This window comes from Flavobacterium sp. (assembly GCF_027484205.1).
GTDB lineage: Bacteria > Bacteroidota > Bacteroidia > Flavobacteriales > Flavobacteriaceae > Flavobacterium.
The window spans coordinates 52,470-76,354 of sequence record NZ_JAIXUB010000015.1; the positions used below are offsets into that span (position 1 = coordinate 52,470).

At 28.5% G+C, this 23,885-nt stretch carries 21 protein-coding genes; 18 read left to right on the forward strand and 3 right to left on the reverse strand.

All coding sequences use genetic code 11. The annotated features are described in order from the left end of the window. Nucleotides 1-12: 12 nt before the first annotated feature. Both Q0049_RS06215 and rnr read right to left on the reverse strand, forming a co-directional pair. Nucleotides 13-681, reverse strand: a complete 669-nt coding sequence (locus Q0049_RS06215; RefSeq protein ID WP_298117714.1) for a head GIN domain-containing protein — start codon at nt 679-681, stop codon at nt 13-15. A gap of 76 nt (nt 682-757) precedes the next feature. Next, entirely contained in the window at nt 758-2,938 is a 2,181-nt protein-coding gene (gene rnr, locus Q0049_RS06220) for a ribonuclease R (protein ID WP_298117716.1), read from the reverse strand. Nucleotides 2,939-3,048: 110 nt separating this feature from the next. Here rnr and Q0049_RS06225 point away from each other — a divergent pair, with 110 nt between their 5' ends. From Q0049_RS06225 to Q0049_RS06235, 3 genes are all read left to right on the forward strand, one after another. Beyond that, entirely contained in the window at nt 3,049-3,282 is a 234-nt protein-coding gene (locus tag Q0049_RS06225; protein WP_298117718.1) for a DUF2007 domain-containing protein, read from the forward strand. A gap of 662 nt (nt 3,283-3,944) precedes the next feature. Beyond that, on the forward strand, nt 3,945-4,376 hold the full coding sequence (rpiB, locus tag Q0049_RS06230) for a ribose 5-phosphate isomerase B (protein WP_298117719.1): 432 nt from the start codon (nt 3,945-3,947) through the stop codon (nt 4,374-4,376). 335 nt (nt 4,377-4,711) lie between these two features. After that, a complete protein-coding gene (locus Q0049_RS06235; RefSeq protein ID WP_298117721.1) occupies nt 4,712-6,838 on the forward strand; it encodes a Tex family protein in 2,127 nt (708 codons plus the stop codon). A 159-nt stretch (nt 6,839-6,997) separates the two neighbouring features. Here Q0049_RS06235 and tatA read toward each other — a convergent pair whose 3' ends face one another. Further along, entirely contained in the window at nt 6,998-7,174 is a 177-nt protein-coding gene (gene tatA / locus Q0049_RS06240; protein WP_298117723.1) for a twin-arginine translocase TatA/TatE family subunit, read from the reverse strand. Between the two features lie 170 nt (nt 7,175-7,344). On the opposite strand from tatA, the gene Q0049_RS06245 reads away from it, so the two are divergent. The 15 genes from Q0049_RS06245 to Q0049_RS06315 all read left to right on the forward strand — a co-directional run bounded on the left by Q0049_RS06245 (nt 7,345) and on the right by Q0049_RS06315 (nt 23,884). Further along, nucleotides 7,345-7,833 (forward strand): peptidase, encoded by a 489-nt coding sequence (locus Q0049_RS06245; RefSeq protein WP_298117724.1) that lies wholly within the window; start codon nt 7,345-7,347, stop codon nt 7,831-7,833. 66 nt (nt 7,834-7,899) lie between these two features. Continuing rightward, a complete protein-coding gene (locus tag Q0049_RS06250) occupies nt 7,900-9,408 on the forward strand; it encodes a GH3 auxin-responsive promoter family protein (RefSeq protein ID WP_298117726.1) in 1,509 nt (502 codons plus the stop codon). Further along, a complete protein-coding gene (locus Q0049_RS06255; protein WP_298117727.1) occupies nt 9,405-10,274 on the forward strand; it encodes a carboxypeptidase-like regulatory domain-containing protein in 870 nt (289 codons plus the stop codon). Before Q0049_RS06250 ends, Q0049_RS06255 begins: the two co-directional genes overlap by 4 nt. Before the next feature lie 42 nt (nt 10,275-10,316). Continuing rightward, a complete protein-coding gene (locus Q0049_RS06260; RefSeq protein WP_298117729.1) occupies nt 10,317-12,005 on the forward strand; it encodes a hypothetical protein in 1,689 nt (562 codons plus the stop codon). 9 nt (nt 12,006-12,014) lie between these two features. After that, a complete protein-coding gene (locus tag Q0049_RS06265; protein ID WP_298117731.1) occupies nt 12,015-13,010 on the forward strand; it encodes a hypothetical protein in 996 nt (331 codons plus the stop codon). A gap of 6 nt (nt 13,011-13,016) precedes the next feature. Then, a complete protein-coding gene (rfbA, locus tag Q0049_RS06270) occupies nt 13,017-13,880 on the forward strand; it encodes a glucose-1-phosphate thymidylyltransferase RfbA (protein ID WP_298117733.1) in 864 nt (287 codons plus the stop codon). Nucleotides 13,881-13,958: 78 nt separating this feature from the next. Next, nucleotides 13,959-14,510 carry a dTDP-4-dehydrorhamnose 3,5-epimerase gene (gene rfbC / locus Q0049_RS06275; protein ID WP_298117735.1) on the forward strand — a complete coding sequence of 184 codons (552 nt, stop codon included), beginning with the start codon at nt 13,959-13,961 and terminating at the stop codon, nt 14,508-14,510. Further along, nucleotides 14,504-15,442 carry a dTDP-4-dehydrorhamnose reductase gene (rfbD, locus tag Q0049_RS06280; RefSeq protein ID WP_298117737.1) on the forward strand — a complete coding sequence of 313 codons (939 nt, stop codon included), beginning with the start codon at nt 14,504-14,506 and terminating at the stop codon, nt 15,440-15,442. Before rfbC ends, rfbD begins: the two co-directional genes overlap by 7 nt. 63 nt (nt 15,443-15,505) lie before the next feature. Then, nucleotides 15,506-17,524, forward strand: a complete 2,019-nt coding sequence (locus Q0049_RS06285; RefSeq protein ID WP_367178954.1) for an OstA-like protein — start codon at nt 15,506-15,508, stop codon at nt 17,522-17,524. Nucleotides 17,525-17,618: 94 nt separating this feature from the next. Further along, on the forward strand, nt 17,619-18,584 hold the full coding sequence (locus Q0049_RS06290; RefSeq protein ID WP_298117740.1) for a glycosyltransferase: 966 nt from the start codon (nt 17,619-17,621) through the stop codon (nt 18,582-18,584). Nucleotides 18,585-18,592: 8 nt separating this feature from the next. Then, nucleotides 18,593-20,440, forward strand: a complete 1,848-nt coding sequence (locus tag Q0049_RS06295; RefSeq protein WP_298117742.1) for a glycosyltransferase family 39 protein — start codon at nt 18,593-18,595, stop codon at nt 20,438-20,440. A gap of 62 nt (nt 20,441-20,502) precedes the next feature. Continuing rightward, nucleotides 20,503-21,039 (forward strand): hypothetical protein, encoded by a 537-nt coding sequence (locus tag Q0049_RS06300; protein WP_298117744.1) that lies wholly within the window; start codon nt 20,503-20,505, stop codon nt 21,037-21,039. Nucleotides 21,040-21,167: 128 nt separating this feature from the next. After that, nucleotides 21,168-22,406 carry an MATE family efflux transporter gene (locus tag Q0049_RS06305; RefSeq protein WP_298117746.1) on the forward strand — a complete coding sequence of 413 codons (1,239 nt, stop codon included), beginning with the start codon at nt 21,168-21,170 and terminating at the stop codon, nt 22,404-22,406. Between the two features lie 9 nt (nt 22,407-22,415). Further along, nucleotides 22,416-23,102 carry an FkbM family methyltransferase gene (locus tag Q0049_RS06310; protein WP_298117748.1) on the forward strand — a complete coding sequence of 229 codons (687 nt, stop codon included), beginning with the start codon at nt 22,416-22,418 and terminating at the stop codon, nt 23,100-23,102. A gap of 5 nt (nt 23,103-23,107) precedes the next feature. Further along, the gene (locus Q0049_RS06315) at nt 23,108-23,884 is read left to right on the forward strand and encodes a glycosyltransferase family 2 protein (protein ID WP_298117750.1); all 777 of its coding nucleotides are present in this window, start codon (nt 23,108-23,110) and stop codon (nt 23,882-23,884) included. Nucleotide 23,885 lies beyond the last annotated feature (1 nt).

Consider the following 23,885-nt stretch of genomic DNA (forward strand, 5'->3'; position numbering starts at 1 on the left):
TTACTTTTCACTTTAATCATTTCCTTCTTTAATCGTTCCTCCAGCTATAATTTTTTGATTGATTTGTTTCGGTTTTCCAAAAATTCTAATATCGCCACCAGCACGAACTTTTGCATCTACTAAATCTGTCGCATAAACGTCAGCATCACCACCAGCATTTGCAGTAATTATAGTTTGGTTTGTTTCAAGTCTTTCAGCTTCATAAATTCCGCCAGAATTAATCAAAACATCTTGATTTTTAGCAGTTCCTGATATAGTTACAGTAGAACCATTTCCTATTCTAGCAGTTAGTCTATCTACGTTAATTTTGATTTTAATTTGTGATCCTTCTTTAGCTTTTATATCAAATATTGTAGCTTCAAAAGTTGCTTCAGATGAAATTCTTGAACCTTCATTCGCTTCTACAGCATCAATATTTTTGTAATAAACCGTTGCTGAAATATTATCACCTGAAAGCATTTTTGTTAAACGCATTCTGATTTTTAATTCGCCATTTTTATTTACAATTTCAACATCTTCTGAACCAGAACCATCGAGAACTACTTTATTTTCATCGGATGGAATTAGTAAAACGTCTATTTGATCAAAAGAAGTTACTTTGTTAAAATCACCAACATTTTTTTCTGTTTGTGAAAAAGCGATTGAACTAACCAATAACAAACTATAAATTATTTTTTTCATAATATTTTTTAATTAAAGACAATAAGAAAACTGAATTGTTACAGTAAAATTTAAAAAAAATACTGAACACTAAATTTTACTCATTCTTTCTTAAAAAAGTAAAATCTAATTGTTTTTTAACCAAATCAGCATTCTTTACTTTAACGTAAACTTCGTCGCCTAATTGTAATAAACTCTTAGAAATTTCACCAACTAATGCATATTGTTTTTCATCAAAGGTGTAATAATCGTCTTTTATTTCTCGAATTCTGCACATTCCTTCGCATTTATTAGATACAATTTCTACATAAATTCCCCATTCGGTTACACCAGAAATCACACCAAGAAATTCTTCGTCTTTATGATCTTGCATGTATTTAATTTGCATGTACTTAATCGAATCACGCTCGGCATTTGTTGCCAAACTTTCCATATTACTGGAATGCTCACATTTTTCTTCAAAAATTTCTGCATCTGCGCTTTTTCCGCCATCTAAATAATATTGAAGTAATCGATGTACCATTACGTCTGGATAACGTCTAATTGGTGATGTAAAATGGCTGTAATAATCGAAAGCTAATCCATAATGACCAATATTTTCTGTTGAATATTTAGCTTTACTCATCGTTCGAATAGCTAACGTATCAATTAGATTTTGCTCTTTCTTTCCATTGACATCTTCCATTAATTGATTTAAAGATTTGGAAATGTTTTTATTATCGCGTAAATCTAACTTATAACCAAATTTCATAATTAAAGCTTGCATTGCAAAAAGCTTGTCTTCATTAGGTTCATCGTGAATTCTATAAACAAAGGTTTTCTTTTGTTTTCCAATAAATTCGGCTACTTTTCTATTCGCTAAAAGCATGAACTCTTCAATCAAATGATTGGCGTCTTTTGAAACTTTAAAATAAACACCTTCTGGTTCACCATTATCATCTAAATTGAATTTTACTTCAACTTTATCAAATGAAATTGCTCCAGCACTCATTCGTTTTCTTCTTAGAATTTTAGCTAATTCATCTAATTTTAAAGTTGCTTCTGTAATTTCATCGGATGCTTTATATTCTTTTCCAGTTAATGAAATTTCTGCTGGAATTGTTGCAGCTTTAGTTTCAATAATAACTTGCGCTTCTTCATAAGAAAAACGTTGGTCAGAATTAATTACCGTTCTACCAAACCATTGATTTAAAACAGTTGCCTTATTATCAATTTCGAAAATAGCTGAAAACGTATATTTTTCTTCATTCGGACGCAATGAACAAGCAAAATTGGATAAAACTTCAGGTAACATTGGTACAACTCTATCTACTAAATAAACCGAAGTTGCTCTGTTATAAGCTTCATCATCAAGAATAGTTCCTTCTTGTAAATAGTGCGAAACATCGGCAATGTGAATTCCGATTTCATAATTTCCGTTTTCTAATTTCTTGAACGATAAAGCATCATCAAAATCTTTAGCATCTTTTGGATCAATGGTGAAAGTTAACGTATCACGCATGTCACGTCGTTTTGCAATTTCTTCTGGATGAATAGCAGTATCTAATTTTTGTGCAAAAACTTCCACTTCAACCGGAAAATCATAAGGTAAACCATATTCAGCTAGAATCGCATGAATTTCAGTATCATGTTCGCCAGGTTTTCCTAAAACATTGATAACCGAACCAAATGGTGAATCGGCTTTCTTAGGCCAATCTTCAATTTTTACAACAACAACATCACCTTGTTCAGCTCCGTTATATTTATCTTTTGGAATAAAAATATCGGTATACATTTTAGCATTGGCTGTAGTTACAAAAGCAAAATTCTTTTGAATATCAATAACACCAACAAATTCTGTTTTACTTCTTTCAAGAACTTCAATTACTTCACCTTCAGGTTTTTTACCACGACGACGATTATAAACATAAACCTTAACTTTGTCTTTATCTAAAGCGTGATTTAAGTTATTAGTTGGTATAAAAACATCATCTTCAAACTCGTCGCAAATAAAATAAGCGGTTCGTCGAGAAGTCATGTCGATGGTTCCTTCATAATAATCTTGTGAAACAGCTTTTACTAAATATTTTCCTGGCTCGCTTTCAATAATTACTTTTTGAGCAGCTAGAATTTTTAAATCCTTAATAATTTCGTTTCTACTTTTGGTATCGTTCAATTCAAGAACAGCGCATATTTGTTTGTAATTGAATGGTTTATTTGCGTTTTGTGATAGTATCTTTAAAATCTTTTCAGAGAAAGTTTTCTCTTTTTTTCCAAACTTTTTTGGGAATTTACTCATAATCTTTTTTCTAATAAGGTTTAAAATTACGAAGAAGAAAATAGAAAATAGAAAATAGCGAATAGATTTATCGAAAATATAACTTTTGTATCTTTATAAAAAAATAAAAAATGTCTGAATTTATAACTATTGCTACATTCAATTTTGCTCACGAAATCATGGTTTTAAAATCTATTTTAGAAAATGAAGGTATTCCATATTTATTTCAAAATGAAAATTTAATAGCAGTTGATCCATTAGCTAGTTTCGCTTACGGCGGAATAAATTTAAAAGTTCATCCCAACGATATTGAAAGAGTAAAAGAAATTTTAAATAACTTGAATACAAATCTAGAAATAGTATAAATTCTATTTTTCTAAAAATTGAAAGTTTTCAACATCTATTAAAAACAACAAAAAGAAAATTTAAATTTAAATTAATTTATGATGGTTATTATAGTGTGTTAATTTGTACAATAACTTTAATTTTTAAAAGTTGATTTTCAAGTTATACTTTTTTATATTAATTTATCAACACAGTTTTAAGAAAGTAAATCATTCATTTTGAAGTAATTTTTAGTTTTCATTAACAGTTGTTAACAAGTAAAAAAACGAATATTTTGTAGATAACTTTGATTGTTAATTTCTGTTGAAAAAGTAGTTTTTAGTATTGATAACTTTTCTAAAAAAAGACCAAACTAAATTTGATATTCTCAACTCAATTTTTGATTACAAATTATACTGATACAACCAAGAAAAACTTCTAATTTTCTTTCTGAAGTTGTTAACAAAGGTTGTTAATTTAAAGTTAGCTGAATATCAACGAATTGTAAATCACTATTAACAATGTAAAATTTTAACATTTGAATTAAATAAAAAGCAATGATTTACAATTACTTATATAAATATGTTATTAACAACAAAACCTTACTATAAGTAAATCAAGCAGTTATATTTTTATAAAAATCAAATAGAAATACAAATAAGATTAACTAAATTTGTTTCCACAACTACAATTAAAAATAACTATGAAAATCTCTATCGGAAACGATCACGCTGGACCAGATTATAAAAAAGCAATTGTTGATTATTTACAATCAAAAGGACATGAAATTTTAAACCACGGAACCGATACTTTTGACAGTGTTGATTATCCAGATTTTGGTCATCCTGTTGCTATTGATGTTGAATCTGGAAAAGCTGATTTAGGAATAGTTATTTGCGGAAGTGGTAATGGAATTGCAATGACAGCAAATAAACATCAAGGAATTAGAGCTGCTCTTTGTTGGACTAAAGAAATTTCGGCGCTTGCGCGCCAACACAATAATGCAAATGTGGTAAGTATTCCGGCGCGATTTACTTCAATTCAACAAGCTGTTGAAATTGTTGATACTTTTTTAACTACAAATTTTGAAGGAGGAAGACACGCAACTCGAGTTAATAAAATAAGTTGTTCGTAAATTGATAGACAATCTATTCCATATCGACAAATTCATTTCAACTTCAAGAAAAGTTGCTTTTTTAACTTTCTTAGTTGCTTCTATTTTACTGTTAATATTCTATTTTACAGAATTTAACGGTATGATTTATTTTAGTTTGTTATTTACTATTTCTGCTTTATTTATCAATGCATATTATTTTTTGAAATTAATTTTATTTTTCAATGAAAAAGTAAAAAGAAATCAAATTTTACTTTCACTATTTGTTATGCTATTAAACATTCCTTTAGGTTTATTATATTTAGAAATAGGACTAAATATATATTCACATTCCAACCCCATTTAACAAAGATTTCATGACCAACATCCAATTCATTCAAAGCCAAGTAAGTACTTTACCTAAAAACATTGAAGCGACTCTAAAATTACTTTCAGAAGATTGTACCATTCCATTTATTTCTCGTTATCGAAAAGATCAAACAGGAAATCTTGATGAAGTGGTTATTGAGCAAATCGCTAAACTTTCTAAACAATATGATGAAATTGTAAAACGAAAAGAAAGCATCCTAAAAACTATTGAAGAACAAGGCCAACTTTCCCCAGAATTAAAATTAAAAATCACCAATTCTTTTGATTTACAAGAAATTGAAGATTTGTATATGCCTTATAAAAAGAAGAAAAAAACACGTGCCGATGTGGCTCGCGAAAACGGATTAGAACCATTAGCAACTTTGATTTTGGCTCAAAAAAATGATGATATTGATTTCTTATCAACACAATATATCAATAAAAATGTGCCCAATGAAGAAGAAGCGTTACAAGGTGCGAGAGATATTGTAGCCGAATGGATAAACGAAAATATAACTGTTCGTCAAAGTTTGCGAAGATTATATAACAGAAAAGCAGTTATTGAAACCAAAGTCGTAAAAAAGAAAGCTGAAGAAGAAGAGGCTCAAAAATTTAAACAATATTTTGATTGGTCAGAACCTTTGTCAAAAGCGCCATCACACCGATTATTAGCAATGCTTCGTGCCGAAAACGAAGGTTTTATAAAACTGAAAATTGAAACCGATATTGATGAAACTTATGATTTGATTGATGAAATCGTAATCAAAAATGCGAATAGTCCATCGATTTCTCATTTGCAATTAGCTATTGAAGACAGTTACAAAAGATTACTTCATCCAGCAATTTCTAACGAAACGTTACAAGAAGCTAAGGCCAAAGCCGATATCAAAGCTATTGACGTTTTCGCAGGAAATTTAAGTCAGTTGTTACTTGCGCCACCATTAGGAGAAAAAAGAATTTTAGCCATTGATCCAGGTTATAGAAGTGGTTGCAAAATCGTCTGTTTAGATGAAAAAGGCGATTTGTTATATAACGAAACTATTTACCCACATCAGCCACAAAATGAAACTGCAATGGCGATGAAAAAGATAAAATCGATGGTAAATGCTTATAATATTGAAGCCATTTCTATTGGAAACGGAACTGCAAGTCGCGAAACTGAATTTTTTATCAAGAAAATTGCTTTCGATAAACCCGTTCAGGTTTTTGTGGTTTCAGAAGCTGGCGCATCGGTTTATTCTGCTAGTAAAATTGCGCGAGACGAATTTCCAAATTATGATGTAACGGTTCGTGGTTCGGTTTCTATTGGAAGAAGACTTTCTGATCCATTGGCAGAATTGGTAAAAATTGATGCAAAATCCATTGGAGTTGGACAATACCAACACGATGTAGATCAAATGAAATTGAAAGAAGAATTAGATACAGTTGTTGTTCGTTGTGTGAATTCGGTTGGAATAAATATCAATACAGCGAGTAAATCGTTGTTGAGTTATGTCAGCGGAATAGGAGAGAAGATGGCCGAAAATATAATTGCTTTTCGTTCAGAAAATGGTCCGTTTGAAGACAGAAAACAACTTAAAAAAGTACCAAGATTAGGTGAAAAAGCTTATCAACAAGCTGCGGCTTTCATTAGAATTCACAATGGGAAAAATCCTTTAGATAATTCTGCTGTTCACCCAGAAGCTTATCCAATTGTGGAGAAAATGGCAAAAGATTTAAAGATTTCAGTTAACGAATTAATTGCCAATAAAGAAAAAATTGCTTTAATAAAACCTGAAAATTATACCAATGAAACCATAGGAATTCTTGGTATAAAAGACATTTTAAAAGAATTAGTAAAACCGGGATTGGATCCAAGAAAAGCAGCTAAAGTTTTTGAATTTGACCCAAATGTAAAAACCATAAAAGACGTTCGTACGGGCATGATTTTACCAGGTATTGTAAACAACATTACTGCTTTTGGATGTTTTGTAGATATTGGTGTAAAGGAAAGTGGTTTGGTTCACATTTCGCAACTTAAAGCAGGTTTTGTCTCGGATGTCAATGAAGTAGTAAAACTCCACCAACACGTTCAAGTAAAAGTCGTTGAGGTTGATGAAGATAGAAAGCGTATTCAGTTGACGATGATTATATAAAAAAAGCAACTATTAAAGTTGCTTTTTTTATATCTACATTAAATTTTTCTTGTTTCTTCTTAAAAAAAGGATGACTAAAACTACTATAATAGGTATTCCAATTACTGCAAGAACAATCAAAATTTCCATAATACCTAATCTACCCATAACATAAGATTATTATTTAGTTTCTTCTTTTTTAGAATCTGCAGGTTGATCTTCACCTTTTGCTGCATTTTTAAATTCTTTAACTCCAGAACCTAATCCTTTCATTAATTCTGGAATTTTTTTACCTCCAAAAAGTAGTAAAACAATCACCAAGATTACTATTATTTCTGTTGTTCCTAATCTTCCCATGATATATAATTTTTTTGCTTTCGCAGATTTTAATTAAAAATAATATGCAAATGTAAAAAGAAAAAATAGGAATATTAATTTTCATTAAAATATTTACATTTTAACTACGTTAAATCTTTCACAAAGAAAACAATCACAAATTTTCTATATTTGTATGATAATATAAAAACATGTCTGAAAAACGCCTCAAAAAGGAAAAACTAAAGAAACACTTGTTTACCAAAAATCGTTTGGTAATTCTCAATGATGATACTTTTGAAGAAGTTTTTTCGCTTAGATTAACTTTAATGAATGTGTTTGTTTTTGCAACTCTTGGAGCAATTATAATCATTTTTTTAACGACATTATTTATTGCATTTACTCCTTTAAGAGAATATATTCCAGGTTATCCTTCAGGAAAACTTAAAAAAGAAGCTACTGAATTAGCTTTAAAATCGGATTCATTAGAATTTGCTATCAAAAAAAACGAAGCATATCTGGAATCTATAAAAAAAGTTTTGACCGGAAATTTAGAATATGCTAAAGTCAACAAAGACTCCATTTTAGCAATTTCTGTCGATACCTTACCCGATCTTGAACTAACAGCAACAGAGTCCGAAATGAATTTAAGAAAACAAGTTGCTGAAGAGGAAAAAAAGAAAATAGAGAAAAGAAAATAGAGAAAAGAAAAAACCTTTGCGACTTAGTGTCTTTGTGGCAAAAAAGCAAAATAGTGTCTTAACAATATGTCAATAAAATCAATTGCAGCTAAAATATTTGCAAAGAAAATTCATAAGCAAACTCAAAAGTGGGCTTCTAATCCTGTTGAAACGCAACAAAAAGTTTTTAATGATTTAATTCGTCAAGCGAAAGAAACACAGTTTGGAAAAGACCACAATTTCAATTCAATAAAAACTTTTGAAGATTTTGCTAAGCAAGTTCCTATAAGAGATTATGAGGAATTAAAACCTTACGTTGACCGCGTTGTAAAAGGTGAAGAAAATATTCTTTGGAAAGGAAAACCGCTTTATTTTGCTAAAACATCAGGCACAACATCAGGCGCAAAATACATTCCGCTGACGAAAGAATCAATGCCTTTTCATATTCAAGCGGCACGAAATGCTATTTTAAGTTACATTCACGAAACAGGAAAAGCCGATTTTGTTGATGGCAAAATGATTTTTTTACAAGGAAGTCCGATATTAGAAGAAAAAAACGGAATTAAATTAGGACGTCTTTCAGGAATTGTAGCGCACTTTGTTCCTAAATATTTACAAAAAAATAGAATGCCAAGTTGGGAAACTAATTGCATTGACGATTGGGAAACTAAAGTTGATGCTATTGTTCAAGAAACCTTCAAGGAAGACATGGCGGTGATTTCAGGAATTCCTTCTTGGGTGCAAATGTATTTCGAAAAATTGCATCAAAAAGCACAAAAACCTGTAGGAGAAATTTTTAAAAACTTTAGTTTATTTATTTATGGTGGCGTAAATTATGAACCCTATCGTGCCAAATTTGAAAATCTAATTGGACAAAAAGTAGATTCTATAGAGTTATTTCCAGCTTCAGAAGGATTTTTTGCTTACCAGTCCCGAAATTTCGGGATCAAGAATGAAGAAGGAATGTTGCTTTTGTTGAATTCAGGAATTTTCTACGAATTTGTAAAAGCCGACGAATTTTTTAAGGAAAATCCTAAACGATATACCATTGGCGAAGTGGAATTGAATGTGAATTACGTTTTAATTCTTTCTACCAACGCCGGACTTTGGGCTTATAATATTGGCGACACCATTCAATTTACAAGTTTAAAACCTTATCGAGTTATCGTTTCAGGTCGAATTAAACATTATATTTCTGCTTTTGGCGAACATGTAATAGGTAAGGAAGTGGAAACCGCTTTGCAAGAAGCTATGGAAAACACCGATATTCAGGTGAATGAATTTACAGTTGCGCCACAAATTGCACCACAATCAGGATTGCCTTATCACGAATGGTTTATAGAATTTGAAAACGAACCCAATAATCTCGAAGAATTTGCGTTAAAAATCGATAACGCTATGCGCAAGCAAAATGTGTATTACGATGATTTAATCGTTGGAAAAGTATTGCGAACATTAGTAATTACTAAAGTTTCTAAAAATGGATTCCAAGAATACATGAAATCCATAGGGAAATTAGGCGGTCAAAATAAATTACCGAGACTTTCTAATGATAGAAAGATTGCAGATTTTTTTGAAAAAACAGAGCAAAGATGATAGAGAAAAGACTAATTTGGGTTTTAATTTTAATTTCACAATTTACTTTTTCTCAAATCAAAGGAGTTGTAAAAGACAGTATTTCTGGTAAACCAGTATCTTTTGCTAATATTTGGATAGAAAACGAAAACAATGGCACAACAACCGAGGAAAATGGAGAATTTAATATCTCAATTTTAGAAAAAAGCAAAAATTTTATCGTTTCAGCCATTGGATATAAAAAGAAAACAATAAAAATTTCTGAAGCAAAACAAATTTTCCTCTCGCCATCAGATGTTCAAATTAAAGAGGTAATAATTTCCAATAGAAAAAATACTAAAGAGATTGAAATTGGAAAAACAAAGAGTTTGATTTCACAAGCATTTGAAAATGGTCCCAAAATTGACGTGAAATATTTTCCTTATTTGACATCATATAAAAAAACGAAATATTTAAAAAAAATCATTTTAAATACAGATAATAGAAAAGAGGAAGCAACCATCAGAATACATTTGTTTAGCGTTGGCAATGATGGTTTACCAGATAAAGAACTCTTGAATAAAGATTTAATAATCACAATAAAAAACGGAGTTAGAAACAATAAAATCGATATTACTTCATTTGATATAAAAATGCCTATAAACGGGGTTTTTGTTGGTTTTGAAAAACTAATGATTGAAAGTAACAGACTTGAAAAAACGTCATTTGATACCAATTCTCAAACCACAAAAATTCACAGAACCTATTGTCCTTACATTTTATATAACAATGTTGAAAGAGACACTAAGTTTATTTTTCAAGGAGGAAAATGGATAAAGAAAATGACAGATTCTTCATTAAAAACAACCATCGACGAACCTTCAATTAACCTAATCCTAACCAACTAAACCATAAAATCAGTATATTTGCAGGTTAGAAAACAAAATTTAATGAAAGAAATTAAAAACATTTCGCGTTCTCGAGCGCAAGAATCGTCGGCTGCTATCGAACGATTGTACATTACCATGAGGCATTTATTTAACAGAGGTTTTTATAAACCAATGGGTGTTTCAGGAGAAACTTTAAGAGAAGCATTATTAGAGCTTCGACCAGAAATTTATGGAAGTATTGCAGAAGAAAAAGTTGAGCTTAACGGTTTACTTTATGTAATTGAAAGACTTCCTGTAGGAATTGAAGAATGCCGTTACATTAACTTAACTTCAGATGAGGGTTATTCGAAATCACATTTTCAAGCTATTGTTCCGCCAAAAAGAAGAAGAAATTGCTATCGAATTGATGAAGAACAAATGAATGTTGAAATCACTCGTGGACGTTCTGACATTTATGACATTTTAACGCATCTTACCTTTATCTTTATAGAATCTCATAAAATTAAAGATAGAATTTTGATTGATGAAGAAGGAAGAATTTCACGCGATTGGCAAAAATTAGAACAAGCCGCTTTACAATCTAAAAAACTAACTCAAATAGAAAAAGAGAAAGCCATTTCTCACGCTGCAAACGTACTAGGAAGAACGTTTGTTGAGGTTTTAGATATTTATGATTCTTTTGGAACTAAAGAAAAGCCAGACAGATTTCTTCACATAATTTATTGGTTAGGGAAACTTGCCATTGAAGAAGTGCTTGATAACAACAAAAGAACAATTACATTCAGTCCGATATTAAGAGAACGTCTTGGACATCATATTCACGGTGAAATTTGGGCAACAAATATCAAAGAAGTTTTAAAAGAAAACAATTTATTAGGAAGGCCAATTCATATAATTAGTGCAAACATGCATAGTGTTATGAATTCAATTTTTGCAACACATGTTTTGGGTCCAAAATTTAAAGGTAAATCAGATTTTGATATTTTTGAAGAATTGAGTCGTCAAGGTGCGCATGATGTTCGTGATAAAGTAGAAGAATTTGCTTTAAAACACGGAATGATTTCACTACCAGATCAATCAGGAACTAATATTGACGTTCAAATATTTGATACTTCAAAAATTGATTGGATAAAATCGGCGTTTCCAAATGCTAAAGTTGGAAAAGATAATCCCGTAATTATTGTAATGGATTATGCTTTTGGAGAACAAGCTTATGAAACAATTGATGAATTATTAAAACCATATAAAAACGGGAAAGATAAAATTTTACTTAATGTAGAATCGGTTTCCATTATGGGTAAAGCAGGAATTCTTGAAGGAGGAAAAGGTGATATTATGATTCCAAATGCTCATATCAATGAAGGAACTGCCGACAATTATTTCTTCGAAAATGAATTAACTGCAGAAATGCTTGAAGGAAACGGAATACCGGTTTTTGCAGGACCAATGATAACCGTTTTAGGAACATCACTTCAAAATAAAGATTTGTTGAAATTCTTTCACGAATCAACTTGGAGTGTAATTGGTTTAGAAATGGAAGGTGCTTATTATCAAAAAGCAATTCAATCGGCATCAAAAATTAGAAAAAGCATTAATCCAAATGTAAAAGTTCGTTATGCATATTATGCTTCTGATAATCCTCTTGAAACAGGAAGTACTCTTGCATCTGGTGGACTTGGAACAACAGGAGTAAAGCCAACGTATTTAATTACTATCAAAATATTAGAACAAATTTTCAACGTAAAATAATATATTTTTATGAGTACAAATTCTCAAAACAATGATAATCAAGAAATTGATTTATCTGAAATTTCAAATAAAATAGGAGGATTATTTGATTCTGTTTTAATGTCTATTTTCAATGTAATCTTATTTTTAAAAAGAAAGGCCATAATTCTATTGATATTGCTTATTGTTGGAGCTGGATTAGGTTTCTTTTTAGATTCAAATAAAAGTTACAATAGTCAAATAATTGTATCTCCAAGTGGAGGAGTTGATTATTTATATTCTAAAATAGATTTGGTTAAATCAAGACTAACAGAAAAAGACAGAGCTTTTTTTAAGAGTATTGGAATAAATAATTCTGAAAAAATTGAAAATATAAAAATAGAACCAATAGTTGATTTGTATAATTTTGTTAATAATAACACTGCTATCGCAACAAATGCTCAAAACACTCAAAACTTTGAAGTAATAAAATTATTAGCTGAAAGCAATGATATTAATAAGGTAATAGAAGATGAACTTACAAGTAAAAATTATCCTTATCATTCAATTCTTATATCATCAAAAGGAAGAATCGCTTCAAAAGATGTAATTGAACCGTTGCTTAAATATTTAAACACGGATGATTACATGAACGAAATTTCAAAAATAAACAAAGAAAATATTTTAATAAAACTAAAAAAAAGTGAAGAGGAAATTGCTCAAATCGATTCACTCATAAATGTGATTTCAAAAAATATTTCACAAAACAATAAAAGCAACAATTTAATATACAATAATGAGAATAGTGAAATAAATGGATTATTTGATTTGAAAAATAAATTGATAAATGAAATTGCTTATCAAAAAATTCAATTAGTAAAAATTGATGTTTTCGTTAAAGACATTAGTATTACACCAAATGTTATAAATACTAAAGGAATAAAAGGTAAAATGAAATTGGTTTTACCAATTTTATTCATTTCTCTATTCGTGTTAATATCTTTATTTTTGTCTTTTTATAAAAATCAATTAGCTAAAACAAAATAGAAGGTTATGAAAGGAATTATATTAGCTGGAGGTTCAGGAACAAGATTGCATCCATTAACCCTTGCAGTTAGCAAACAGTTAATGCCAATCTATGATAAACCAATGATTTATTATCCATTATCAACATTGATGTGGGCAGGAATTAATGAAATATTAATTATTTCAACACCACACGATTTACCACTATTTAGACAATTATTGGGCGATGGTAAAAAATTTGGATGTCGTTTTGAATATGCTGTTCAAGAAAACCCAAATGGTCTTGCTGAAGCTTTTATTATTGGTAAAGAATTCATAGGAAATGATAAAGCAGCTCTAATTCTTGGTGATAATATTTTCTACGGAACAGGTTTAGCAGAATTATTACAAGCCAATAGTAATCCTGATGGTGGAATAATTTATGCCTATCATGTTCATGATCCTGAACGATATGGTGTTGTTGATTTTGATAAAGAAGGAAATGTTCTATCTATTGAAGAAAAACCTGAAAAACCAAAATCAAATTATGCAGTTCCAGGAATTTATTTCTATGATAATTCCATTATTGAAGTAGCCGCAAACATAAAACCAAGTCATAGAGGTGAACTTGAAATCACAGATGTTAATAAGGAATATTTGAAAAGAGGAAATCTAAAAGTTAGTATTTTAGACAGAGGAACAGCATGGCTTGACACAGGAACTTTCCAATCGTTGATGCAAGCGGGACAATTTGTTCAAGTTATTGAGGAACGCCAAGGATTAAAAATTGGAGCTATTGAAGAAGCTGCATATAAAATGGGCTTCATTGATGCAGCACAATTAAAAGAACTTGCATCACCTTTATTAAAAAGCGGATACGGATTACATTTAATGAGTTTATTAGAAGAATAAAAAAATAATTAAAGTTAAAATCAAGTTTATTTTTTTTGAAATTAACTTTGATTTTTGCTACTGAAATTGCTTTAGAATATGAATTTTATTGAAACCAAACTCAAAGGATGTTTTATAATTGAGCCAAAAATTATAAATGATGAACGTGGTTATTTTATGGAAAGTTTTAATGAATTAACATTCCAAAAAGGCGTTGGTCAAGAGGTTCACTTTGTTCAAGACAATCAGTCGTTTTCCTCTCGAGGAGTTTTAAGAGGATTACACTATCAAACAGGAGAAAATGCTCAGGCAAAATTAGTTAGAGTTATTCAAGGTGAAGTTTTAGATATAGCAGTTGATATAAGACCAAATTCTGAAACTTTTGGTCAATATGAATCCATTATACTTTCTTCAGAAAATAAAACACAATTTTTTATTCCTCGAGGTTTTGCTCATGGTTTTCTTGTGTTGTCTGAAACAGCAACTTTTTTTTATAAATGTGATAATTTTTACAATAAAGAAAGCGAAGGCGGAATAATTTTCAACGATAAAACAATCGATATTAACTGGCAATTTGATATAGAAAAGTTGATAATTTCAGAAAAAGATCAATTTTTACCAACATTAGAAAACTCCAAAAAAGTATGGTAGTCCTAGTATCAGGTGCAGCCGGACAATTAGGTCAAGCATTAAAATTAATATCTGATAAATATATTGATATAAATTTTATTTTTTGTTCTTCATCTGAATTAGATATTACTTCAAAGCAGAATTGTGATTCTGTTTTTAAAAAACACCAACCAAATTATTGTATCAACGCAGCAGCATATACAGCAGTTGACAAAGCAGAAAGCGAACCTGAAAAAGCACATTTAATTAATGTTATTGGTGCTAAAAATTTAGCTGAGGTTTGCAAAGAATATGATACTATTTTACTTCATATTTCTACTGATTTTGTTTTTGATGGCACTTCGACAAACTTTAGTAAAACAAACGGATATACAGAAGAAGACCAACCAAATCCAACAGGAGTATATGGTTTGACCAAATTACAAGGCGAAAAAGTCATTCAGGAAACTTTTGAAAATTATTTTATTATAAGAACATCTTGGGTTTATTCGCAATTTGGAAATAATTTCATGAAAACCATGCTTCGTTTAGCTTCAGAAAGAGAAAATCTATCTGTTGTTAATGACCAAATCGGAACTCCAACAAACGCAGTAGATTTAGCCGAAGTTTTGATAAAGATAATATGTCACACTGAGCATCTCACACTGAGCGTAGTCGATAGACCAAGTGCTACCAACTTCCAACTTCCAACTTCCAACCGTCAGACTGAGCTTGTCGAAGTCTTTGGAATCTATAACTTTTCAAACGAAGGACAATGTTCATGGTATGATTTTGCAAAGGAAATATTCAAAATCAATAATGTCAATATAACTTTAAACCCAATTACAACAACAAGTTTTCCAACACCTGCAAAACGACCTGCTTATAGTGTATTAGATAAAACTAAAATAAAAAGTGTTTTTCAAATTAAAATTAAGGATTGGAAAGAAAGTTTAAAAACAGTCAAAATATAATTTAATTTTTTTTTAGGAGTATATCAGTAGATAAAATATAAATTTACCAAAAAAAAATAAGTTTTGAGAAAGAATATATTCATATTGAGTTTGTTATTGATTAATACAGTATTTGTTTTTGCACAAAAAACAAATAAAGATGCTGTTAAGAATTCTGAATTTGGACAAAAAGCAAATAAAATTGTTATTGAAAATTCTGATTTTGCAGATATTAATCAAGTTGAAGTTCCAGACGCTGTACTCCTAACAGGTAATGTAAGAGTAAGTCATGATGGCGCGACGATGACTTGTAATAAAGCGTACTATTATCAAAGTGAAAATTATATTAAAGCTTTTGGAGATGTTCAAATGGTACAAGGCGATACGCTTTATTTAAATAGTAAATATGCCGAATATAACGGAAATATTAAAAAGGCATTTGCATCTGGAAACGTAGTAATGACTTCGCCAGAGTCAACAATGACAACCGATACGATTCATTTTGACCGAAACACGCAAGAAGCTTATTTCAATTCGAACGGAACCATTGTAAATAAAAACAATACGCTAAAAAGTAAAGCGGGACGTTATTATTTAAAGGATAAAAAATACCAATTTTTATCAGCAGTTGAATTAAAAAACCCAGAATATACTATAAAAACTAATCATTTAGATTATAAAACAACTCAAGGAAATTCTGACTTAAAAGGACCATCAACAATTGTTGGTAAAGAAACATTTATCTACACAGAAAACGGACATTATAATAGCAAGAATAACACTGGACATTTTCTCCAAAAGTCTTACATAAAATATAAAGACCGATTAATTGAAGGTGATAGTTTGTATTATGATAGAAAAATTGAATATGCCTCAGGAACTAATAATGTAAAAATTACAGATTCCATCAATAAAGCAATTATCAAAGGACATTATGGTGAAGTTTTTAAACAAAAAGATTCGGTTTATATAACGAAACACGCGTCAATTCGATATAAAATTGAAAACGATTCCATGTTTGTTCATGCTAAAAAAATATTTTTAACAGGTAAAGCAGGCGACAGAATTATTAGAGGACAAAGGAACGTTCGTTTTTTCAAAACCGATTTAAGTGGTAAATGTGATTCTATTCATTCTGATGAAAAGAGAGCATTAACACAAATGATAGGAAAACCAATTCTTTGGAATTTTGAAAACCAATTAACAGGCGATTTGATGCATTTAATTGGAAATAATAAAACTGAAAAATTGGACTCTTTAAAAGTTTTAAATAATGCTTTTATAATTTCAAAAGACACTATTGGATCGGGATTCAATCAAGTAAAAGGACAAAATTTATACGGTAAATTTAAGGACAACAAATTATACGAAGTTGATGTTGTTAAAAATACCGAAGTCATTTATTTCATGCGAAATGACAAACAAGAACTCATAGGAATTAACAAAAATAAAAGCAGTAGTATCAACATGACTATGGAAGAAAATGTAATTAACACTATTACATTTTTTAAAGAAGTTGATGGCGAAATTTATCCCGAAAAAGACTTACCCGAAAACGCCCGGAAGCTCCGTGGATTTGTATGGCGTGGCGATGAACGAATAAAAACCAAAGAGGATATTTTCCCAGAAGATGAGGTAGAATTGGATAAAATTATCACCAAAGAAAGTAAGGAAAAATATTTAGAAAAAAACAGCAAACAAGAAGCATCAGAAATCAATCAAATAATTTCGAGAATAAAACCAAATGAAACTTTTAAAGGTCAAGGTTTCATGAGTAATATCGAGACAATTGGTAACAGTAATAATTTAATTAAAGTATCTGGATGGGCATATTTTAGTGATCAATCACCAAATAAAACAAGAATAATAATATTGTTACTAAAAGATGGGATTACAACAAGATTAAATGTTCAAAAAATTGTAAGAACTGATGTTACAACCTATTTTAAACTGAGTTATAATGTTGATAATTGCGGATTTGATGCAACTATCAATAGTTCAGATTTAAAAAAAGGAACTTACCAAGTAGCAATTTATCTAAAAAATGAGGAAACAAATAAAGAAGGATTATTGATAACGGATAAAAAAATTGATATCAAATAAATCATAAAACCAGTTAAATTTAATTATGTTTGCAATTATGAGTTAATTTATATGAAACTCTCTAATGACAAAACAACATTTAAAATTATAAAAATTGGAATTAGACAAAACAAAAAAAGTTTATTGTTTGACACCCGTTTTTAACGATTGGGATAGTTTGAATGTTTTGACAACTCAAATAGAGAAAATACAAACTAAAAATTTTAACATTAGTTTCTCTATAATTGTAGTCAATGATGGCTCAACGGAAGAAAATAAATTTGTTATAAAAAACAAATTTGTTGACCAAACGATTTTAAATTTAAAGATAAATATAGGACATCAACGCGCAATTGCAGTTGGACTTCAGTATATTTATAATGAAACAAAGGATTATGACTATGTTGTTGTAATGGATTGTGATGGAGAAGACAAGCCTGAAGATATACTTTTGCTCTTAGAAAAAGGCATAGTAGAAGACTCAAAGAAAATTATTTTTGCACAAAGAAAAAAAAGGCAAGAATCAGTACTATTTAAAACAGGATATTTTTTTTATAAATACTTATTTTATTTTTTAACAGGACAAAAAATAAATTTCGGAAACTTCAGCTTAATTCCAAAAACACTTTTAGGTAAAGTAGTACATCAAAATAATATTTGGAATCATTATTCAGGCGGCATTATACAATCAAAAATATCCTTCGATAAAGTTTTGTTAGACAGAGGAAAACGATATCATGGAGTTTCAAAAATGAACTTCAATAACTTAATTATCCATGGATTAAGCTCTATTGCTGTTTATTTTGATTTTTTATCATTAAGAATTTTAAGATATTCTTTGTATGGAATTGGGTTATGTTTTATATCTGTTATGTATATTTTTTATCAAAAAATGTTTACTAATAATGCTATTCCTGGTTGGGCTTCAAGTTTAATATTAATCATTTCAGGAATTATACTTCAACTTTTTTCAGTAACATTAATTGTATTGTTGTTACAATTAAGTTCTAGAAAAAACATTAACGCTCCAAACCCAAAAATTTATTTAGATTTTATAGAAAATAAAGAAGAACTAAAATAAAAAACATTATGATTCAAAAAATAAAAGAAAACTATTTACTAATTACAATATTAGTATTTGCAGCAATATTAAGATTTTACCATATTGATTTTCAAAGTATTTGGTTAGATGAAATTCATACAATGAATGAAGCAAATCCAAACGTAGGATTTTTTGATTTGTATGATATAATTATGGCTGGAGAACAAATGCCACCATTATATTTTTATTCATTATATTTTTTATTTAAAATTTTTGGCTATACAACATTTGTTGCAAGAGTTTATTCAGCAATTGTTGGTGTTATCAGCGTGTTTTCTATCTTTTTATTAGGTAAAGAAATATTTAATAAAAAAACGGGAATATTTGCAGCTTTAATAATTACAATTAATCCATTCCATTTGTATTATTCTCAAGATGCAAGACCTTATATGTTCTTGTTTCTTTTTACAACATTAGCATTTTATTATTTAATAAAGTTCATAAAAAATAACAATCAAAAGAGTGCAATTTTATATGGTTTAGCTTCTGCATTGATGATTTATTCTCACTTTTTTGGTTTGTTTGTTTTGTTTACACAATATTTACTGATGTTGTTTTTTATTGTTATTTCAAAAACAGAAAACAGAAAAAAATTCTTTATAAATTCATTTCTTTCAGGAGTAATAACATTAATTCTTTTTATTCCTGCCATAAAAATATTTATAAAAGTAACTCAAATAAAAGAGTTTTGGATTCCAGCACCTACACTGGATGTTTATACACTTATCTTTAAAGAATTTTTTGGAAACTCAGAACTTGTTTTAACACTAATAGGATTATTAATTTTTGTTTATTTTATAAAATTATTCAAAGAAAAAGATTCTAAAGTTTCTTATGAATCAATTATTGAAAACAAAACCATTTTTAGTTTTATAATATTAATTCCTTGGATTGTTATTGTAACACTAATACCATTAATACGTTCTTATTTATCAATACCAATGATAATTAGCAGGTATTTTATTACAGTACTTCCTGCTGTTATTTTGATAATTGCGATAGCTTTTTATTATTTTAAAAATAGAATTTTTCAAACAAGTATTTTAGTATTATTAGTAATTTTTTCAATTACAGATATTGTTGTAGTTAAAAAATATTATTCAAGCATTAATAAGGCACAATTTAGAGAAGCAACAAATTTTATAATTCAAAATAACACCAAAAATGAAAAAGTAGTTAGTAGTTTGGGCTGGTATATGCCTTATTTTTTAAAGAATGACAAAGTTAATTATGAAATTATTGACAAGCCACTTGATGCATTTATCGTAGAGATGCAACAGGATTCAACTAAGATAAAACCTTTTTGGTATATTGATGGATTTGGTAGAGAATATAAACCAAGTGAGGCAACATTAGCCTTTATTAGTGCAAATTTTTACATTGAGAATAATTATGATGGTTTTCAAGCGTGGACAAAGCATTTTATTTTATTGAAAGACGTTCCAATGACCATTGACATATCAAAATTTAAAGAATTAAGTCAATATAATGGTGATGGATTTATGTTTAATGTTGAAACTTTTGAAACGGTAAACAATATTGTAAATACTTCAGGTTGGGCATATTTTGAAAAACAAGTAGCCGCTAAAACAGAAATGGAAATTATATTTATAAAAGATGGAAAAGCAAATAGATTAATGACAGAAAAAGTTATTAGACCTGACGTAACAACCTATTTTAAAAATGACTTTAATGTGGATAATTGCGGATTTAAATCAACTTATGATATTTCTAAGCTAGAATCAGGAAAACATCAATTAGCTATTTATTTAGTTGATAAAGAAACAAAAAAAGAAGGCCTTGTGTTAACAGATAAATATGTTACAAAGCCATAATTATGGTAAAACCATTTTTAAATACTCTAAAATATATATATTTGTAAAAAAATTAAATTAACATGAAAAAAATTATTTTAGCATTCATATTGTTCGCTTTTATTGGCTGTAAAGAAGAAAAAAAAGAAGAAAAAAAAGAAGAAAAAAAAGTTGAAATACCAACGTTTAATGTTTCGTTTAATCTAATTTTACAAAAAGATGATAAAATACATTTATATTATACCCAAGACGGAACAGTAAATTTTAATGAAGATAATTCTTCATGGTTAGATTTAAAGGGTAGTAGTACGCCGCAAACAATAACTTTTAAACTCCCTCAAGATGTTTTTCCAACTAATTTGAGAGTTGATTTTGGATCAGGAGTTAATGAATTACAATCAGATGTTGATTTAAAATCGTTTACTATGGAGTATGCGGGTAAAAAAGTGCTTGCAGAAGGCAATAAAATTTTCGAGTTCTTTTATATAAATGAGTCTAATACTAAAAGATTAGAAGGAACTACAATACTAAAAAAATTAGATAAAAAACAAGCTGTAGGTCCAATGTTATATCCTCATGCATTGCTTACTGAAAAGGCAAAAGAACTAGTTAAAAAATAAAAATTAAATTCCAATAAACAAAAAAAGCAAATCAATTTGATTTGTTTTTTTGTTTATAAAAACATCAAATATTGAAAACAAAAGTTCATAAACAACTCATTTATAGTCTAATTTTTAAATTTATTTCAATGGTTTTGGTTTTCTTAACCACTTCCATAACATTTAAATTTTTAGGCAATAATGAATATGGTCTTTGGGTTACAATATATTCTATAATATCTTGGGCATATTTATTGGATTTTGGATTTTCAAATGTTGTTAAAACAAAATTGCCAACACTATTAGACAAAAGTGAAAAAGAAGTAAGTACTTTAATTTCAACAATATATATAGGCATCATTATTATTTCTTTAGTAATTATAATTATTGCATTTTTATTACAGTTCTTTATTTCATATTCAGATTTTTTAAATATTGATGAATCGTTTTCAGGATTTAATACACTTCTCTTTTTAAATTTATTTTTTTCAGTATTGATACTAATAATAGGTAACTATAAAGCACTATATGCTGGAGCGATAAAAACACATGTTGTGGAGTTTTCAATGATGTTGATTCAGCTTCTAGTTTTTGTATTATTATTTATATTTTATTATTTTAATTTTTTATCAGATACTTCAAGAATTTGGATTGTATCGTTGGTTTTTGGAGTTGTTAATCTTTCAGTTGGAATTGGATTTACTTTGTTTTTTTTATACAGGCATCCAAAAATTAAAATTTCTCATAAATATTTTGATTTCAGCATTTTAAAAAAAAATACGTCGCTTGGGCTAAAATATTTCATTATACAAATTTGTATGATTATAATATATTCAACAGATTATGTTTTAATCACAAAATATTTTGGATCAAAAGAAGTTGCAAATTATGATGTTGTATTAAAACTTTTTCAAGCACCAATGTTATTAGTAATAGCAGGATTATCTCCATTTTGGTCTATATTTTCAAAAACATTTGAAGAAAAAAAATTTCATTGGATAAAAAAGACATTAACTATTTATAATTTTTTGTTTATTCTTTTTATCATTGGAATAATGATTTTAACATTAATAATTGACAAATTAATTTTTTGGTGGTTAAACGAAAATACACACACATCAAAGTTTCTATTACTAGTAATATCAATCTATATTATAATGAGAACCTATACAGCAATGTATAACTATTTTTTGAATGGAATTAATAAAATAAATTTATCTTTGTTACTTACAATTTTTGGGGCGATAATAAACATTCCAATTTGTATAATTTTGATAAAATTAGGTTATGGGGTTTCAGGAATTGTAATTGGAACATGTATAAGCATATTACCAACTACAATAGCACTACCAATTCAATCTTTTAGAATAATTAATAGTAAATTATAAAACACAATAATGATTAGATTTATTAAAGACAAAATAAAGCATCGCCTTAACAGACCACTACATAGAAGAAAAAAATTATTAAATCATTTTGGAATTACAAAAATTTTAGATGTTGGAGCTAATACAGGTCAATATGCTCAAGAAATAAGAAAAATAAAATTCGAAGGAGAAATTGTGTCTTTTGAACCTATTAGCAGTATTTTTGAAGTTTTAAAAAGTAACTTAAAAAACGAATCAAAATGTAAAGTAAAGAATTTTGCACTTGGAGATAAAAATGAGACGAAAACAATAAATATTGCTAAAAATTTAGCTTCGAGTTCATTTTTTTCAAGGACAAAATATTTTGAAGAAATAGCATCGCAAACTGACTATATAAGTGAAGAGCAAGTAGAAATAAAATGTTTAGATTCAATTTTTGATTCAATTTGTGAAGAAAACGATGTAGTATTTTTAAAACTTGACACACAAGGATATGAAAAAAATATTCTTGAAGGAGCAAAGGAGTCATTAAAAAAAATCAAAGGTGTTCAAATTGAATTAGCATTAAAGCCAACTTATGAGAATGCTCCAAATTTTAAGGAAATTTTTACAATTTTAGAAGAGGCTGGTTTTACTTTATATTCGTTGGAAGAAGGTTTTGAAAATGAAAAGACAGGTCAACTAATAGAAGTCGATGGACTATTTTTTAGAGAGTAAAATTTATGAGATTAAAATTTTCAATAATAATTGCAACATATAATTCTGATAAAACATTTAAAGCAACTCTTGATTCATTATTAGCACAAACCTATAAAGAGTTTGAGGTGATTGTAATTGATGGATTATCAAAAGACAACACAGTAACAATAATTAAGGAATATGAAAAGATTTTTTCAGATATAAACATTCCTTTTTATTGGATTTCGGAAAAAGATTCAGGTATTTATGATGCGTGGAATAAAGGATTAAAAAGAGTAAACACAAGTTGGATTGCATTTTTAGGCTCAGATGATACCTATTATCCTAATGCCTTAGAATTGTATAATAATGAAATTAATAAAAATCCTGTAATAAATTATATTTCTAGCCAAGTAGAATATATAGATAGCAATGGTAAAGTACTTAAAATTTTAGGTAATCCATATAAGTACAATCAAATGATTCGTTATATGAACATTGCTCACGTTGGTTCATTTCATAAAAAAGAGCTTTTCGATAATTTTGGAAATTATAATACAGATTATAAAATAGTTTCAGATTATGATTTTTTTATGAAATGTGGCAAAAGTATTAATTCGAGCTATTTTAAAACCATTACTGCTAGAATGTTAAATTCAGGAATTAGTAATAATAATACTAAAGTAGTTTACAATGAAATTTTAAAAATTCAATTATTTCATAAAAGAATACCAGAGTTACAGGCCTATTTTGAATATTATTTTGCATTTGTAAGAATTGCAAAAAATAAAATTACTCACAAATTATTAGGCAAAATGTAAA

Bases quoted from the DNA above. Each gene is read 5' to 3' on its own strand.
- Q0049_RS06215 (WP_298117714.1), bottom strand. From the start codon at position 681: ATGAAAAAAATAATTTATAGTTTGTTATTGGTTAGTTCAATCGCTTTT.
- rnr (WP_298117716.1), bottom strand. From the start codon at position 2,938: ATGAGTAAATTCCCAAAAAAGTTTGGAAAAAAAGAGAAAACTTTCTCT.
- Q0049_RS06225 (WP_298117718.1), top strand. From the start codon at position 3,049: ATGTCTGAATTTATAACTATTGCTACATTCAATTTTGCTCACGAAATC.
- rpiB (WP_298117719.1), top strand. From the start codon at position 3,945: ATGAAAATCTCTATCGGAAACGATCACGCTGGACCAGATTATAAAAAA.
- Q0049_RS06235 (WP_298117721.1), top strand. From the start codon at position 4,712: ATGACCAACATCCAATTCATTCAAAGCCAAGTAAGTACTTTACCTAAA.
- tatA (WP_298117723.1), bottom strand. From the start codon at position 7,174: ATGGGAAGATTAGGAACAACAGAAATAATAGTAATCTTGGTGATTGTT.
- Q0049_RS06245 (WP_298117724.1), top strand. From the start codon at position 7,345: ATGTCTGAAAAACGCCTCAAAAAGGAAAAACTAAAGAAACACTTGTTT.
- Q0049_RS06250 (WP_298117726.1), top strand. From the start codon at position 7,900: ATGTCAATAAAATCAATTGCAGCTAAAATATTTGCAAAGAAAATTCAT.
- Q0049_RS06255 (WP_298117727.1), top strand. From the start codon at position 9,405: ATGATAGAGAAAAGACTAATTTGGGTTTTAATTTTAATTTCACAATTT.
- Q0049_RS06260 (WP_298117729.1), top strand. From the start codon at position 10,317: ATGAAAGAAATTAAAAACATTTCGCGTTCTCGAGCGCAAGAATCGTCG.
- Q0049_RS06265 (WP_298117731.1), top strand. From the start codon at position 12,015: ATGAGTACAAATTCTCAAAACAATGATAATCAAGAAATTGATTTATCT.
- rfbA (WP_298117733.1), top strand. From the start codon at position 13,017: ATGAAAGGAATTATATTAGCTGGAGGTTCAGGAACAAGATTGCATCCA.
- rfbC (WP_298117735.1), top strand. From the start codon at position 13,959: ATGAATTTTATTGAAACCAAACTCAAAGGATGTTTTATAATTGAGCCA.
- rfbD (WP_298117737.1), top strand. From the start codon at position 14,504: ATGGTAGTCCTAGTATCAGGTGCAGCCGGACAATTAGGTCAAGCATTA.
- Q0049_RS06295 (WP_298117742.1), top strand. From the start codon at position 18,593: ATGATTCAAAAAATAAAAGAAAACTATTTACTAATTACAATATTAGTA.
- Q0049_RS06300 (WP_298117744.1), top strand. From the start codon at position 20,503: ATGAAAAAAATTATTTTAGCATTCATATTGTTCGCTTTTATTGGCTGT.
- Q0049_RS06305 (WP_298117746.1), top strand. From the start codon at position 21,168: ATGGTTTTGGTTTTCTTAACCACTTCCATAACATTTAAATTTTTAGGC.
- Q0049_RS06310 (WP_298117748.1), top strand. From the start codon at position 22,416: ATGATTAGATTTATTAAAGACAAAATAAAGCATCGCCTTAACAGACCA.
- Q0049_RS06315 (WP_298117750.1), top strand. From the start codon at position 23,108: ATGAGATTAAAATTTTCAATAATAATTGCAACATATAATTCTGATAAA.